A 15,201-nucleotide genomic window follows, 5' to 3' on the forward strand; every position below is an offset into this window, starting at 1 on the left:
GCAGGTCAACGACATCATCGATGCGGTCGACGGGTTGAACCGATTTTCGGCGAGCCTGGCCCGCGACAAGGACAACCGGGGGGGGGGGGGGGGGGGGCATTACCCAAGGCCGGCGCCTGGCCGGGGGCCGGGGCGGTCTGCGGGGCCGGCGGGACCAACAATGCCTGCAGGTCCGCCGGGTTCTGGGCGGCGGGGGGCGTCTTGGCACCATTGGCCGGGATCCAGGTGAGATCGGGAACCGGTGTGGCCGACTTGGCCTGAGTTTCCGGGGTGTCGTAGATGATCTGACCCTTGTAGGCCGTGATCGTGTTGAGCGGGTGGAACATGATCGGCGGGTAGTTCACCGTGAGCCGGCGCAGCACCGGTCCCAGCCGCTCGCGGCACAGCTCGGCGCGCCGGAAGTAGTCGGGCGCGCGTGGCCCGGCCGCGGTTTCGAAGGACCCACCGCAGATGAACTGCACGGGGTTGGCGAATTCCGGAATCGACAACAGGCCGTTGAGCGTGCCCTGCGCCGGGTCGTAAATGTTGTAGAAGTTTGCGATGCCGGGGCCCGCCACGTGCAAAACCTGCTCGATATTCTCGCTCTGGTCGCTCAGCGTCTTCGCGAAGTCGTTGAGGTTGTTGACCGTATCGATGATGGTCGAGTTGTTCTCGTGCAGGAATCCCCGGATGTCGGAGAGCGCCTTGTTGAGCGTGCCCAGGGTGTTGTCGAGGTGACGCGAGCTGTCGGCGAGCACCTGGGAGACCGAGGCGACGTTCCCGGTGAACTGCACGATCTGTTCGTTGCTGGCCGACAGCGCGTTGACCAGAACCTGAAGATTCTTGACCGTGCCGAAGATGTCACTGCGTGAATCGCCCAGCCGCCCAGCGGCTTGGGAGAGTTCGCGCAACGCGTTGTGGAACGACTCGCCGTTGCCGTTGAACGTGTCCGCGGCCTGATTGATCGCCCGCCCCAACGGCCCCTGCATCGACCCCGTGGTGGGACCGAGCTGCACGGCCAGCTGCGTCAGCGACTCTTTGACCTCGTCCCACTCCACCGGAACCCCGGTACGTTCCAGGGCGATGCTCCCGCCGTCGGGCAGCACCGCGCCACCGGTGTACGCCGGCGTCAGCTGAATGAACCGCGCCGCCACCAGGTTCGGCGACATGATGATGGCCTTGGCGTCTTTCGGGATCTTCACGTCCTTGGACACCGACATGGTGATCTTGACGTCGGAGGGCCGCGGCTCGATGGTGTCGATCTGACCCACCGGAACGCCGACGACCCGGACCTGGTCGCCGGGGTAGAGCCCGACCGCGGACGTGAAGTAACCGACGATGCTGCGCGTATTGCCGGTCGACGACAGCACATATACGCCACCCACCAACACCGCGATGAGCGCGATGGCGGTGGTGTAGCGCAGCCCCCGGCTGCCGGCGATTCGCCGCATCATGGCGACTTCGGCCTAATGATCCAGCGCTCCTGGATCAGCCCGCGCAGGTAGTCGGCCAAGCTGGCCGGCATCTTGCCGGGCTGGTAGAAGAAGTCGAACATCGTCGCGAGCAGCGGCGCGGGGATCACCCCGTAGACGTTGACGTTGAATCCCGGCCCGGACCCCACGACCTCGCCCAGCTCGGTCGCGTAGGTCGGCAGCCGCTTGAGGGCCTCGGTGATGTAGTCGCGGCGCTCGTTGAGGTTGCTCAGCACGTCGTTGAGCTTGCTCAGCGCCGGCCCGAACTCCTTACGGTTGTCGGCGACGAAGCCGGAGATCTGCGCCGAGAGGCCCTGGATCCCCGAGATCAACCGCCCCAGGGCGGCTCGCCGCTCGTCGAGCGCAGCGAACAACTCGTTACCGTCGTCGACCAGTTTGTTGACCTGGCCGGCGCGCTGGGACAGCACGCCCGTAACCGACTTCGCATGCGCCAGAAGGCTTTGCAGCGCCTCGTCGCGCCGGTTCAGGGTTCGCGACAGCGTCGTCACACCGTCGAGCGCGCCGCGCAGCTCGGGGGTGGCGTCGTGCAGCGTGTCGGTCAATACGTTCAAGGCCTGCTCGAACTGAGGCTTGTTCAGGTTGTTGGCGTTTTGACCCAGGTCCTCCAGCGCGCCAGCGAGGGTGTACGGCGTGGTCGTGCGGCTGAGCGGGATCGTTGTCGACCTGCCACTGCCGGCCGGGCTTACCGCGATGGACCGCTCACCGAGAATGGTGTCGGTGCGGATCGCGGCGAGTGACTGATCCCCAACGGCGACATGGCGATCCACGCTGAAGCTGATCTTGGCGCTGTCTCCGGCGAGGCCGACCGACGTCACCTTGCCGACCTTGAAGCCCGAGACGTACACCGCGTTACCGGGATTGATGCCGCCTGCGTCGGAGAAATAGGCGTCGTAGATCTTTCCCTGCGGCCAGAACGGTAATCCCGCGTAGCCGAATGCGATGAGCACAACGCACACCACCAGCACCACCCCGAAGATGCCGGTGCGCAGCGGATCGCGCTCACGCTTTGCGTTACTTGGCAAAAGCGCACCTCCCCTTGCTGGGATCCACCTGGCCGCCGAGGGGCAGCAGGATGTCGCTGCCCGCCGGGCCATTGATCTTGATCGTCACCGAGCAGAAGTAGATGTTGAAGAACGAGCCGTAGGCGCCCAACGCGGCCAGCCGCAGATAATCCTCGCCAAGCTGCTCGACATCGTTGTTGACCTCGGCCTTGCGGTCGTCCAGTTCGGTCGCCAGCGGCCGGGTGTTCTCCAGAATGCCCTGCAGCGGCCGGCGCGAATTCTGCAGCAGCTCGGTCAGATCCGTCGTGGTCGAGGCCAGCGGCGGGATGGCGCCCGCGATGTCGTCCTTGTTCTTGGCGAGCCCGCTGATCAATTGCTGCAACTGGTCCACGCTGGTCGAGAACTGGGCGCTGCGCTCATCGACGGTCTTGAGCACGGTGTTGAGGTTGTTGATCACGTCACCGATGAGCTGGTCCCGCTGGCCCAACGCCGACGAGAACGCACTGGTGTCGGCCAGCACGTTGGACAACGCGCCGCCTTGGCCCTGCAGCAACTCGATGACGGCGCTGCTGATCGTGTTGACCTTGTCCGCGTCCAGCCCCTTGAGCACCGGCCGAAGCCCGCCCAGCAGCGCATCGAGATCCAGTGCGGGCTGGGTGTGTTGGGCGTTGATCGTCCCGCCCGGCGGCAGCTTCCGCAGCTCCCCGGGTCCCGAGGTGATCTCCAAATACCGGTCACCGACCAGGTTTTCGTAGCGGATCACCGCGCGCGTGGAGGAATAGAGCGTGTAGCGCTTGTCGAGTCCGAACGACACGTCGATGGTGTTGTCCTGGTTGAGCTTCACGCCGGACACCGCACCGACCGGCACGCCGGCGATACGCACCTTCTGGCCCGCCTTCAACCGCGACACGTTGGTAAACGTTGCGTGGTAAGTGCTTTCGGGACCGAATCGGAAGTCGCCGAAGACCACCACAAGTCCCGCGGATACCAGCAGCATGGCCACCGTGAAGATGCTGACCTTGATCATCATCGAGCGGTGTGTCGGCATCTCCCCCGCGGCCATCAGAAGTCGTCCCGTTCCGCGAAGGCGCCGTGGAACAAGAACTGCAGCGTCGAGGGCGCGTCGAACTGCAGTTCGGTGAACGGCTCGTACGGAATGTTCGCGTTGTCGGTGACCAGGAACGGCGACCGGAAGAACGACCCGCCGGTCTGTTTCGTCGGAATGTCCGGCAACCCGCGGCAATTCGGTCCACCGGAGGCGTTGACGATCGGCAGGGACTCGGGGAAGGTGTACGCCGGCGCACCGAGCACGAAGCTCGAGGACGTGAACAGTCCCGCCTTGCGGACACCGAGCAGCGGGGCGAATTCCTTGATACCGCGCTCGATTCCCGCGAACAGGCAGCCGAATTCGGGCGAATAGTCCGCGGCCACCTTCAGCGGGGCCCGCAGCCGGTTGATGGCGTCGATGAAGTTCTGCTCGGCCGGCGCCAACGTCTCATAGGCGTTGTTGGCCAGGCCGATGGTGGCCAGCAAGGTGTCGTTGAGGTTGTTCTGCTGGTCGACAACGGTCTTGTTGATCGTCGGTAGGTTGTCGAAGATGGTGTTCAGGTCCGGAGCGGCGTCGGCATAGATGTTGGTGACGACAGCGGCCTTACGGAAATCCTCCTGCAGCGCAGGCAGCTTCGGGTTTGCCTGGCGCGTCAATGTGTTCAGGCCCGACAAGATGCCGCCGAAGTCGTCGCCGTGCCCACGCAGACCTTCGGACAAAGCGCTCAGCGTCCCGTTGAGCTCGACGGGGTCGATCTTGTGCAGCAGGTCCATCAGCGACTGGAACAGGGTGTTGACTTCCAGCTGCACCGCGGAGGCCGCAACGTGCGCGTTGGGACGTAGCGAGGTCGGAGAAGGGTTCTGCGGCGGAAGGAATTCGACCGACTTGGCGCCGAATATGGTGTTACCCGCGATATGCACCGGCGAATTGGAGGGAATGAAGCGCATGTCGTCGCTGTTGATGCCCAGCGTCAGACGCGCCTGGTCATCGGAGTAGTCGATGGCCTCGACCTTGCCGATCTGGATGCCCCGGTATTTGACCTTGGCGCCCTTCTCCATCACCAGCCCGGCCCGCGGAGCCGAGACCGTGACCTTGTCGATCGAGGCGAAAGCCGCTGTGTAGGAAAGGTAAGTCACGAGGGCGAACGCCAGTATCAGGCTGGCCAGCACCACTGCTGCCACCCGGACGGAGCTACGTCGCATTCCTGTGTTTGCCATGTTCCTTTAAGCGGTCCACTTACCCGGAGAGGTTGAAGTTACCGGACGCGCCGTAGACAGCGAGTGAGATGAACAGTGTGATGACGACGACGACGATCAGCGAGGTGCGCACGGCCTGGCCGACCGCGATGCCGACGCCGACCGGGCCGCCGCTGGCGTTATAGCCGTAATAGGTATGGACGAGCATCACCGCGATGGACATCACGATCGCCTGGAGGAACGACCACAGCAGGTCCGACGGGATGAGGAACGTATTGAAGTAGTGGTCGTAGAGACCCTTGGACTGGCCGTTGATGTACACCGTGGTGAAGCGGGCGGCGAAGAACGCCGCCAGTACCGACAGTGAATACAGCGGGATGATCGCGATCAGTCCGGCGATCAGCCGGGTGGACACCAAGTAGGACACCGAGTGCACCGCCATGCATTCGACCGCGTCAATTTCCTCGGATACCCGCATGGCGCCCAACTGCGCGGTGGCACCGGCGCCGATGGTGGCCGCCAGCGCGATGCCGGCGATCACCGGCGCGACGACGCGAACGTTGAGAAAAGCCGACAGGAAGCCGGTCAGCGCCTCGATGCCGATGTTGCCCAACGACGAATACCCCTGCACGGCGATGACCCCGCCGGAGGCCAGGGTCAGGAAGGCCGCGACGCCCACCGTGCCGCCGATCATGACGAGCGCCCCGGCGCCCATTGTCATCTCGGCGATCAGCCGGACCGTCTCTTTGCGGTAGCGGGTGAGGGCATTCGGGACGTATCGGACAGTTTGGCCGTAGAACAACGCCTGCTCACCGAAGTCGTCGATCGGCTCCTGCAGCCGGAAGGCGAGGTTGCGCAACCGGTAGGTGACGTCGTAGCTCATCGAGTGCTCACTTCGCCGAGATTCGCACGCCGATGGCGGTCATCACCACGTTGATGACGAACAGACAGATGAACGCGTAGACCACGGTTTCGTTGACCGCGTTGCCGACGCCCTTGGGGCCGCCCTTGACGGTCAGGCCGCGATAGCAGCCGACCAGGCCGGCCATCACACCGAACAGCAGCGCCTTGACCTCGGCGAGCACCAGCTCACGCAGGCCGGTCAGCACCGTCAGCCCGTTGATGAAGGCGCCGGGGTTGACGCCCTGCAGGAAGACCGAGAACACGTAACCGCCGGACAAGCCGATGGCGCACACCAAGCCGTTGAGCAGGAGCGCAACGACAGTGGAGGCCAGCACGCGGGGTACCACGAGCCGCTGGATCGGGTCGATGCCCAGAACCCGCATCGCGTCGATCTCCTCGCGGATGGTGCGCGCACCGAGGTCGGCGCAGATCGCGGTGGCACCGGCACCCGCGACGACGAGCACGGTCACCACCGGACCCAGCTGGGTGATGGTGCCGAAGGCCGTTCCGGCGCCGGACAAGTCGGCGGCGCCGATTTCACGCAGCAGGATATTGAGCGTGAACGCCACCAGCACAGTGAATGGGATCGATACCAGCAGCGTGGGGACTAGCGAGACGCGCGCGATCATCCACGTCTGTTCCAGGAATTCGCCCAATTGGAACGGCCGGCGGAAAGACTGCCGGCCGGTGTCGATCATCATTTCGAAGAACCCGCCGACTGCGCGGGCGGGAACGGCAAGCTGCTGCATCAACTTGGCTACCCCCCTCAGCTGCTCGCGGCGAAGTCTATGCGTCGCCTTAGCGGTGTCGTTCGTCGCATGCGGCTCGGTGTGAGCCGGATCATATTAACCCAGAACAAGTTAATGCTGTCAACGAACAGCATTTCCTTGTCTGAAACGTTAACTTGCCAGGTCAGATGCGCTTACGCCATTCCAAACTGACACACGTTCTTACTGCTGATTCCCCCCCACGAAGTAACCTCACACAGCTATTGCTCCATCAGCCCGACCGCGGAAAAGTTCCGCTCCGGATCCCGCCCAGCAAAGTACTCTTGCAGCGTCGCGCTCAGTTGCGCAGGCTCCCACGCCTCACCCGCGGCGCTGAATTGATGTTCAGCGGTCGGGGCCGCAACCAGTGTCACCCGGGGCCCGTAGACAATGAACACCTGACCGTTGACTTCCGCGGCCGCCGGCGATGACAAGAATTTGACCAGGCTGACCACATGCTCAGGTGACAGGGGGTCGATGCCGCCCGCCTCGACCTCGGGTGCGGCACCGAAGACGTCGGCCGTCATGGCGGTGCGGGCGCGCGGGCAAATCGCGTTGGCGCACACTCCGTAGCGACCCAGCGCCCGCGCGGCCGTCAGGGTGAGCGAGATGATGCCGGCCTTGGCGGCGCCGTAGTTGGCCTGACCCACCGGGCCGACCAGGCCCGCCTCCGACGCAGTGTTGACCAGCCGGCCGAAGACGGTTCCCCCGGCATCCTTTGCCTTGGAGCGCCAGTAGGTGGCCGCGTTGCGGGTCAGCAGGAAGTGGCCGCGCAGGTGCACGGCGATCACCAGGTCCCATTCCTCGTCGGACATGTTGAACAGCATCCGGTCGCGGGTGATCCCCGCGTTGTTGACCACAATGTCGAGTCCACCGAGACCATCGGCCTGGGCGACCAGCTCGTCGGCGGTTGCCCGCTCGCTGATATCGCCGGCCACCGCGACCGCCTTGGAGCCGGCGGCATTGATCTCGTCGATGACGTCGGAGGCATCGAGGGCGGCGGCGATGTCGTTGACGACGACGGTGGCGCCCGCCCGAGCCAGGCCGAGGGCCTCGGCCCGGCCCAGTCCCGCGGCCGCACCGGTCACCACCGCAACCTTTCCGGAGAGATCGGTCGCGTTCGTGCTGCTAGTCAATTTATGAATACCTCTAGTTTCTGGTGGCGCACTTCAGTCTTCGCGCAACAGCGCGGCTCGCGGACACTCGGCGATCGCCTGCTCGGCCAACTGCTCCTGGTCCGCGGGAATCGGGTCGAGCTTCACGACGGCGTAATCGTCGTCGTCCAGGTCGAAGATATCCGGCGCGATTCCCATGCACACAGCGTTACCTTCACACCGGTCACGGTCGACGATCACCCGCACAGCACCCTCCTTGCACCTGGCCTTCACCTGAGGACGTGCCCCATCAGTATGTAGGACCACCATAGGGCCCCGATACCGCCGGGGAAACGGCCGCTGGAATCTCAGACTAGAACGTGTTACAACCGGGAAGACGAACGGGTAGTCGTCGGCCGAGTAACGTCGGCTAGTCGAGGCGTGTCACGTTAACAAAGGACGGCTGGAATGCGCATCAGTTACACCCCTGAACAGGAGGAGCTGCGTCGCGAGCTGCGGTCGTACTTCACCACGCTTATGACCCCCGAGCGTCGGGAGGCGCTGCACTCGACGCAGGGCGAGGTGGGAACCGGCACCGCCTATCGCGACACCGTCGCGCAGATGGGCAAGGACGGGTGGCTGACCCTGAATTGGCCCAAGGAGTACGGCGGCCAGGACCGCTCCCCGATGGACTCGCTGATCTTCACCGACGAGGCCGCGATCGCCGGCGTGCCGGTGCCGTTCCTGACGATCAACAGTGTGGCGCCGACCATCATGGCGTTCGGCACCGAGGAACAGAAGAAATTCTTCCTGCCCAAGATCGCGGCCGGGGAGTTGCACTTCTCCATCGGCTACTCCGAGCCGGGCGCCGGCACCGACCTGGCGAACCTGCGTACCACCGCAGTCCGCGACGGAGATGACTACGTCATCAACGGCCAGAAGATGTGGACCAGCCTGATCGCCTACGCCGACTGGGTCTGGCTGGCCGTCCGCACCAACCCGGAAGCCAAGAAGCACCGCGGCATTTCGATGCTGGTCGTGCCGACGACCGCGGAGGGGTTCTCCTGGACGCCCGTGCACACCATGGCCGGTGTGGACACCAGCGCCACCTATTACTCCGACGTGCGAGTCCCGGTGACCAACCTGGTCGGCGAGGAGAACGGCGGCTGGAAGCTGGTGACCAATCAGCTCAACCACGAACGCGTCGCTCTCGTGTCGCCGCAACCGATCTTTTTGGCCCTCCGCGAGGTTCGCGAGTGGGCGCAGAACACCAAGGATGCCGGCGGGGCCCGGCTGATCGACTCGGAATGGGTGCAGATCAACCTGGCCCGGGTGCACGCCAAGGCCGAGGTGCTCAAGCTGATCAACTGGGAACTGGCTTCGTCGAACAGCGAGTCCTTGTCGCCGGCCGACGCGTCGGCGGCCAAGGTGTACGGCACCGAACTGGCCACCGAGGCGTACCGGCTGCTTATGGAGGTACTGGGGACCGCGGCGACGGTGCGCCAGGATTCGCCGGGCGCGCTGCTGCGTGGCCGGGTCGAGCGGATGCATCGCGCGTGCCTGATCCTGACCTTCGGCGGCGGCACCAACGAGGTGCAGCGCGACATCATCGGCATGGTCGCGCTGGGCCTGCCCCGAAACCGCTGAGCCCCCTCTTCCTAAGGACGAACATCGATGGACTTTTCGACAACCGAAGCGGCGAACGATCTCGGCGGCCTGGTCGACACGATCGTGAACTCGGTATGCACACCGGAGCGCCAGCGTGAGCTCGACAAGCTGGACCAACGGTTCGACCGTGAGCTGTGGGGCAAGCTCGTCGACGCCGGCATCCTCACCAGCGCTTCGGCCACCTCGGTGGGCGGCGATGGATTCGGGGTGCTCGAGCAGGTCGCCATTCTGGTGGCGTTGGGTCACCAGTTGGCGGCCGTGCCTTACTTGGAGTCGGTGATGCTGGGCGCCGGCGCATTGGCCCGCTTCGGAACCGAGGAGCTGCAACAGGATTGGGGCGCCCCGGCGGTCAGTGGCGAGAAGATCCTCGCCGTTGCGCTGCTGGGCGAGATGGGTGAGGGTCCGGTGCAGGCCACCCGCGCCGGCGACGGCTATCGCCTCACAGGTACCCGCACCCAGGTCGGCTTCGGGCCGGCAGCCGACGGCTTCCTCGTTCCCGCCGAGACCGATTCAGGCACGGCCGTTTTCGTGGTTGCCGCCGGAGATCCCGGCGTTTCGGTGACCCCATTGCAGACCACCGGCTTGGGCAGCGTCGGGCACCTGGCGCTGGACGGGACCGAGGTGGACGGTACCCGGATGGTCGGCGGCGCCGAGGTCGTCGTCTGGCTCGACATACTTGCGGCCCTGGGCCGCAGCGCCTTCCAACTCGGAGTGCTGGAACGTGGACTGCAGCTCACCGCCGAATACGCCCGTGAGCGGGAGCAATTCGATCGTCCGATCGGTAGCTTCCAGGCGGTGTCACAACGGCTGGCCGACGGCTACATCGACGTCAAAGGCTTGCGGCTCACGCTGACTCAGGCGGCGTGGAAGGTCTCCGAGGACGTTCCCGCCGACATCGACGTGGCAAGCGCCGCGTTCTGGGCCGCCGACGCCGGGCACCGCGTGGCGCACACCATCGTGCACGTGCACGGCGGCGTCGGCGTCGATACCGACCACCCGGTTCACCGCTATTTCTTGGCCGCCAAGGAGGCCGAGTTCGCGTTGGGCGGGGCCACCGGCCAGCTGCGCCGGATCGGCCGCGAGCTGGCGGAAACCCCTGCCTAGTTTCGTGCTTCCTCCCGACCCCACGGTCACCAGGCTGCTGGTACCGCTGGCCGAGATCGAGGACCGCGGCGTCTATTTCGAAGACTCGTACGTCAGCTGGCGCGATCACCTGCGCCACGGCGCCGCGATCGCGGCGGCCCTGCGTGACCGCCTCGACCCGTCGAGGCCACCGCACGTCGGCGTGCTGCTGGAGAACACCCCGTTCTTCTCGGCGATGCTGACGGCGGCCGGCATGTCAGGGATCGTGCCGGTGGGCCTCAACCCGGTGCGCCGCGGTGACGCGCTGGCGCGTGACATCGCCCATGCCGACTGCCAGGTGGTGCTGGCCGACTCGAATTCGGCCGAGTCGCTTGGCGGCATCGACTACGTCAACGTCGACTCCACCGAGTGGGCCGACGAAGTTTCCGCACATCGCGATGTCGAGCCGCACTTCCAATCGGCAACGGCCGCAGACCTTTTCATGCTGATCTTCACCTCGGGTACCAGTGGCGAGCCGAAGGCGGTCAAGTGCAGCCACGGCAAGGTCGCGATCGCGGGGGTGACGATGACGCAGCGATTCGACCTCGGCCACGACGACGTCTGTTACGTGTCGATGCCGCTGTTTCATTCCAACGCGGTGCTGGTCGGCTGGGCGGTGGCGGTGGCCTGCCAGGGCTCGCTGGCGTTGCGGCGCAAGTTCTCCGCGTCCAACTTCCTGGTCGATGTCCGCCGCTTCGGCGCCACCTACGCCAACTACGTCGGCAAGCCCCTGTCGTACGTGCTGGCCACGCCGGAGCAGCCCGACGACGCGGACAATCCGCTGCGGGCGGTCTACGGCAACGAGGGCGTGCCCCGCGATGTCGAACGCTTCGCGCGCCGATTCGGCTGTGTGGTCCAGGACGGGTTCGGTTCCACCGAAGGCGGGGTGGCGATCGCGCGCACCCCGGACACCCCGGACGGTGCGTTGGGCCCGCTGCCCGAGGGCGTCGAGATCGTCGACCCCGACACCGGTGCACCCTGTCCGGCGGGCGTGGTCGGCGAGCTGGTGAACACCGCCGGGCCGGGGCGGTTCGAGGGCTACTACAACGACGAGGCCGCCGAGGCCGAGCGGATGTCCGGCGGGGTATATCACACCGGCGACCTCGCCTACCGCGACGCCGCCGGCTACGCGTACTTCGCGGGACGGCTGGGCGATTGGATGCGCGTCGACGGTGAAAACCTCGGCGCCGCGCCGATCGAACGGGTGCTGTTACGCCACCCGGACGTGACCGAGGTGGCCGTCTACGCGGTGCCGGATCCGGTGGTCGGTGACCAGGTGATGGCCGCTTTGGTGCTGGCTGCCGGGGCCGAGTTCGATGCCGAGAAGTTTCGCGCCTTCCTGGCCGAGCAGCCCGACCTGGGGCCCAAGCAGTGGCCGTCCTACGTCCGGGTCAGCGCCGAACTTCCGCGCACGGTGACCTTCAAGGTGCTCAAGCGCCAGTTGGCGGCGGAGGGTGTCGACTGCGACGATCCGGTGGTGCGAATACAGCCGCAACGGGAGAGAGGAACGTCCGCGGGTGATGAAACTTCGTAACGTGATCGCCGGGTCGGCTCTTCTCGCGTGCCTCGGCCCGGCCGCGCTCGGGTTGGGCGCCGGTTTCGCCGTGGCGGAGCCAGTGCCACCGCCACCTCCGCTGCCTCCCCCGCCGCCACTGGTGTGGGCGCCGCAGACACCGGAGCCCGACCCATGGCAGCCTCCGCCGCAGGAGGAGTCACCGCCGCTGCCGCCGCTGCCGCCGAGCTAGCGACGCGCCGTCACCGTTGTCGCGCTGGGCGTCAAGACGGGTCGACGATAATGCGACACTGCACAGACATGTCGTCGAAGGAGACGCGATGGTTGGTCCGATCAGCCGGCCTCTGGAGACAGCGCTCGAAGCGAGCTTTGATCAGCTTTCCGCCACGGTACCGGCGGACGTCGGCATTGCGATCGCCCGACCGGATCGCACCTACTCGTTGGGCCGGTGGTGGTCCGGTGTCGCATGGTCGACCATCAAGGTGCCGTTGGCGATCGCCGCGCTGCGTTGCGATTGGTTGCACGCCAAGGACCTGGCCGTCAAGGCGATCACGGAATCCGACAATCGCGCATCGGAGCAATTGTGGTCCCGTTTGGGCGATCCGGGGGAAGCGGCACGGCGGGTGCAGGCGGTTATCGCCGAGGGCGGTGACACGGCCACCGTGGTCGAATCTCGCCGGCTTCGGCGTGGGTATACGGCGTTCGGCCAGACGCAGTGGACCCTGCAGCGGCAGGCGCGGTTCGCCGCCGAGCTGCCGTCGATCCCCGATTCGGCCGACGTCATCGACCTGATGCAGCGCCTCACCAGCGGCCATCGCTGGGGGCTGGCCGCCAAAGGCCTTGCGGCCAAGGGCGGTTGGGGGCCCGGCATGCACGGCGACTACCTGGTGCGGCAGTTCGGCATCGTACCCACGCCATCGGGGCAGTGGGGCGTGGCGCTGGCGGCCACGGTTCACGACGGGGTGTTGGAAACAGGCGTCGAGGTCCTGAACACAATGGCCGAGTGGGTCCTCAGCCGGCTTCCCGGGTTAGCCCGTTATTGACGGCACCACGGCGTCGATCAGGTGCGGCCCGGGTTCGCTCAAGGCTTGACGCAGCGCGTCGGCGAGTTCCTCCGCGGTGGCGACGCGGCGGGCGGGCACTCCCATCCCCTCGCTGATCTTGACGAAATCCATTGTGGGGCGCGACAAGTCCAGCAGGTCCAGCGCCTTGGGCCCGGGAGCCGATCCGGCGCCCACCCGAGCCAACTCGATCCGCAGGATGTCGTAGGCGCTGTTGTCGTAGATCACGGTGGTCACGTTCAGGTTTTCCCGCGCCTGAGTCCACAATCCGGAGATCGTGTACATCGCCGACCCGTCCGATTCCAGGCAGAGCACCGGACAATCGGGTGCGGCGACCGCGGCACCCACGGCGGCCGGGATGCCGTATCCGATCGCCCCGCCGGTCAGCGTCAGCCAGTCATGGGCCGGCGCCCCCGCCGTGGCCTGGGCGAGCAGCACACCCGAGGTGTTCGACTCGTCGACGACGATCGCCCGTTCCGGCAGTAGCGCGCCGATCACGTCGGCCGCTGACGCGGACGTCAGGACACCCGTGGGCAGCTGCGGCCGCGCCGCGGCCGCCACCGGGGCAGACGTTCCGGGCGCGACCTCGTCGGCCACCGCGGCGAGCGCCTCGGCGGCACCGCTGTGCCCGGCAAGCAGATGCACCTCGCAGCCGGCCGGGACCAGGTCGCTGGGCATGTTCGGGTAGGCGAAGAACGACACCGGCGACTTGGCCCCGGCCAGCACCAGATGCTTGGCACCGTCGAGTTGGGCGGTAGCAGCCTCGGCGAAATAGGCCAGCCGCTCGACGGCGGGAACGCCCGCGCCGCGCTCCAGCCGGGTCGGGAACGTCTCGCACAGCACGCGGGCGCCGGTCGCCTGCGCGATCCGAACGGCGGCGGCAAGACCCGGGCCGCGAGTGGCGTCACCGCCGATCATGAGCACCGTGGGTTCGCCGGAGCGCAGCACCTCGATCACTTCGAACGCCAACCGCGGCTCGGCCCCCGCGGGTTCCGCGGGCACGGTGCCGCCGGGTTGCGCCCCGTCCGACCAGGACACATCGGCGGGCAGGATCAGCGTCGAAATCTGCGAGCCCGCGCGGCTGGCGGCGATCGCCTCGGCGGCGTCGGACGCGACGTCCGCGGTGTGTTCGGTGCGACGCACCCACCCCGAGACCGTGCCCGCGAGCGCGTCGATATCGGATTCCAGTGGGGCGTCGTACTTTTTGTGGTACGTGGCGTGGTCGCCGACGACCACCACCATCGGCACCTGAGCGCGCCGGGCGTTGTGCAGGTTCGCCAGGCCGTTGCCCAGGCCGGGACCCAGGTGAAGCAGCACTGCGGCCGGCCGGCCGGCGATACGGGCGTAGCCGTCGGCCGCGCCGGTCGCGACTCCCTCGAACAGGGCCAGCACACCGCGCATGCGCGGGACGGTGTCCAGCGCGGCCACGAAGTGCATCTCCGAGGTGCCCGGGTTGGCGAAGCACACGTCGACGCCACCGTCGACCAGGGTGTTGATCAGGGCCTGGGCACCGTTCACGTAATTGCCTCCAGTTTGAAAACGCGCCCGGCGTTGCCGTGCAAGAAGTCCCGGCGGCCCTCGTCGGCCAGACCGAGGTCCGCCAATCCCGCCAAGGCGTGCGCGTGAGTCATCATCGGATAGTTGGTGCCGAACAAGACCTTGCGTTGTCCGGTAGCGGTTTTCATGAACCGGACGAGCTCATCCGGAAGTCGCTTGATCGTGTAGGCCGACGTGTCGATGTAGACGTTCGGATGCTTGCGGGCGACGGCAACCATCTCCTCGGTCCACGGATACCCGACGTGGCCACACACGATCACCAGCTCGGGAAAGTCGAGCGCGATCTGGTCGATGTAGGGGATCGGACGGCCGGTCTCCGATGGTCGCAGCGGACCGGTATGGCCCACCTGGGTGCAGAACGGCACCCCCAGCTCCACGCATTCGGCGAACAGCGGATAGTAGCGGCGGTCGGTGGGTGGCGCGTTCCACAGCCACGGCACCACCCGTAGGCCCAGGAATCCCTCTCGAACGCGGCGCCTCAGTTCACGAACCGCTTCCATCGGGCGATCGAGGTCGACGGTGGCCAGCCCGCCAAACCGGTTCGGATGCAGGCGAATCCACTCGGCGACCTCGTCGTTGGAGATCAAATCCTGGCCGCCGGGCCCGCGCCACGCGCTGAGCAGGCCGAACCGGACGTCGGCCGCGTCCATGGTCGCGATGCTCGCCTCGATCGGGACGTCGGCGTCCGGTATGGAGTCACCGGTCCAACGCCGCAGCGATGCCAGCATGTCGCTGCGCAGGAACCGCGCAGTGGGATGCTGCATCCACACATCGACCGTCATCGCGATCAAGAGTAGAC

15 protein-coding genes are annotated in these 15,201 nt (G+C 66.4%); 5 read left to right on the forward strand and 10 right to left on the reverse strand.

Annotated elements, in window-relative coordinates; genetic code table 11:
* Positions 1 to 14: 14 nt before the first annotated feature.
* From A5750_RS17570 to A5750_RS17605, 8 genes are all read right to left on the reverse strand, one after another.
* Complete coding sequence (locus tag A5750_RS17570; protein ID WP_082959141.1) at positions 15 to 1,433, reverse strand: virulence factor Mce family protein; 1,419 nt, start codon at positions 1,431 to 1,433, stop codon at positions 15 to 17.
* Positions 1,430 to 2,494, reverse strand: coding sequence for a virulence factor Mce family protein (locus A5750_RS17575; RefSeq protein ID WP_066955170.1), 1,065 nt, complete (start codon positions 2,492 to 2,494; stop codon positions 1,430 to 1,432). The genes A5750_RS17570 and A5750_RS17575 overlap by 4 nt, the downstream gene beginning before the upstream one ends.
* Entirely contained in the window at positions 2,484 to 3,536 is a 1,053-nt protein-coding gene (locus A5750_RS17580; RefSeq protein WP_066955174.1) for a virulence factor Mce family protein, read from the reverse strand. The genes A5750_RS17575 and A5750_RS17580 overlap by 11 nt, the downstream gene beginning before the upstream one ends.
* Positions 3,536 to 4,738 (reverse strand): virulence factor Mce family protein, encoded by a 1,203-nt coding sequence (locus A5750_RS17585; RefSeq protein WP_067264525.1) that lies wholly within the window; start codon positions 4,736 to 4,738, stop codon positions 3,536 to 3,538. The genes A5750_RS17580 and A5750_RS17585 overlap by 1 nt, the downstream gene beginning before the upstream one ends.
* A gap of 19 nt (positions 4,739 to 4,757) precedes the next feature.
* Positions 4,758 to 5,600 carry an ABC transporter permease gene (locus A5750_RS17590; RefSeq protein WP_066955180.1) on the reverse strand — a complete coding sequence of 281 codons (843 nt, stop codon included), beginning with the start codon at positions 5,598 to 5,600 and terminating at the stop codon, positions 4,758 to 4,760.
* A gap of 7 nt (positions 5,601 to 5,607) precedes the next feature.
* Positions 5,608 to 6,372, reverse strand: coding sequence for an ABC transporter permease (locus A5750_RS17595; protein WP_066955184.1), 765 nt, complete (start codon positions 6,370 to 6,372; stop codon positions 5,608 to 5,610).
* Positions 6,373 to 6,608: 236 nt separating this feature from the next.
* The gene (locus A5750_RS17600) at positions 6,609 to 7,523 is read right to left on the reverse strand and encodes a 3-oxoacyl-ACP reductase (protein ID WP_066955187.1); all 915 of its coding nucleotides are present in this window, start codon (positions 7,521 to 7,523) and stop codon (positions 6,609 to 6,611) included.
* A 33-nt stretch (positions 7,524 to 7,556) separates the two neighbouring features.
* Positions 7,557 to 7,748 (reverse strand): ferredoxin, encoded by a 192-nt coding sequence (locus A5750_RS17605; protein WP_066955960.1) that lies wholly within the window; start codon positions 7,746 to 7,748, stop codon positions 7,557 to 7,559.
* A gap of 201 nt (positions 7,749 to 7,949) precedes the next feature.
* Here A5750_RS17605 and A5750_RS17610 point away from each other — a divergent pair, with 201 nt between their 5' ends.
* The 5 genes from A5750_RS17610 to A5750_RS17625 all read left to right on the forward strand — a co-directional run bounded on the left by A5750_RS17610 (position 7,950) and on the right by A5750_RS17625 (position 12,827).
* Positions 7,950 to 9,128 carry an acyl-CoA dehydrogenase gene (locus A5750_RS17610; RefSeq protein WP_066955190.1) on the forward strand — a complete coding sequence of 393 codons (1,179 nt, stop codon included), beginning with the start codon at positions 7,950 to 7,952 and terminating at the stop codon, positions 9,126 to 9,128.
* 27 nt (positions 9,129 to 9,155) lie between these two features.
* Positions 9,156 to 10,253, forward strand: a complete 1,098-nt coding sequence (locus A5750_RS17615; protein WP_067264529.1) for an acyl-CoA dehydrogenase family protein — start codon at positions 9,156 to 9,158, stop codon at positions 10,251 to 10,253.
* Between the two features lie 4 nt (positions 10,254 to 10,257).
* Positions 10,258 to 11,805 carry a long-chain-fatty-acid--CoA ligase FadD17 gene (gene fadD17 / locus A5750_RS17620; protein WP_067264532.1) on the forward strand — a complete coding sequence of 516 codons (1,548 nt, stop codon included), beginning with the start codon at positions 10,258 to 10,260 and terminating at the stop codon, positions 11,803 to 11,805.
* Positions 11,792 to 12,016 (forward strand): hypothetical protein, encoded by a 225-nt coding sequence (locus tag A5750_RS25470; RefSeq protein ID WP_082948226.1) that lies wholly within the window; start codon positions 11,792 to 11,794, stop codon positions 12,014 to 12,016. The genes fadD17 and A5750_RS25470 overlap by 14 nt, the downstream gene beginning before the upstream one ends.
* 88 nt (positions 12,017 to 12,104) lie before the next feature.
* On the forward strand, positions 12,105 to 12,827 hold the full coding sequence (locus tag A5750_RS17625) for a serine hydrolase (RefSeq protein ID WP_066955199.1): 723 nt from the start codon (positions 12,105 to 12,107) through the stop codon (positions 12,825 to 12,827).
* Here A5750_RS17625 and A5750_RS17630 read toward each other — a convergent pair.
* Entirely contained in the window at positions 12,813 to 14,363 is a 1,551-nt protein-coding gene (locus tag A5750_RS17630) for an acetolactate synthase large subunit (protein ID WP_066955202.1), read from the reverse strand. The genes A5750_RS17625 and A5750_RS17630 overlap by 15 nt on opposite strands.
* The gene (locus tag A5750_RS17635; protein ID WP_066955963.1) at positions 14,360 to 15,184 is read right to left on the reverse strand and encodes an amidohydrolase family protein; all 825 of its coding nucleotides are present in this window, start codon (positions 15,182 to 15,184) and stop codon (positions 14,360 to 14,362) included. The genes A5750_RS17630 and A5750_RS17635 overlap by 4 nt, the downstream gene beginning before the upstream one ends.
* Positions 15,185 to 15,201: the final 17 nt, after the last annotated feature.

Origin of the sequence: Mycobacterium sp. 852002-51613_SCH5001154 (assembly GCF_001667425.1) — a bacterium.
GTDB lineage: Bacteria > Actinomycetota > Actinomycetes > Mycobacteriales > Mycobacteriaceae > Mycobacterium.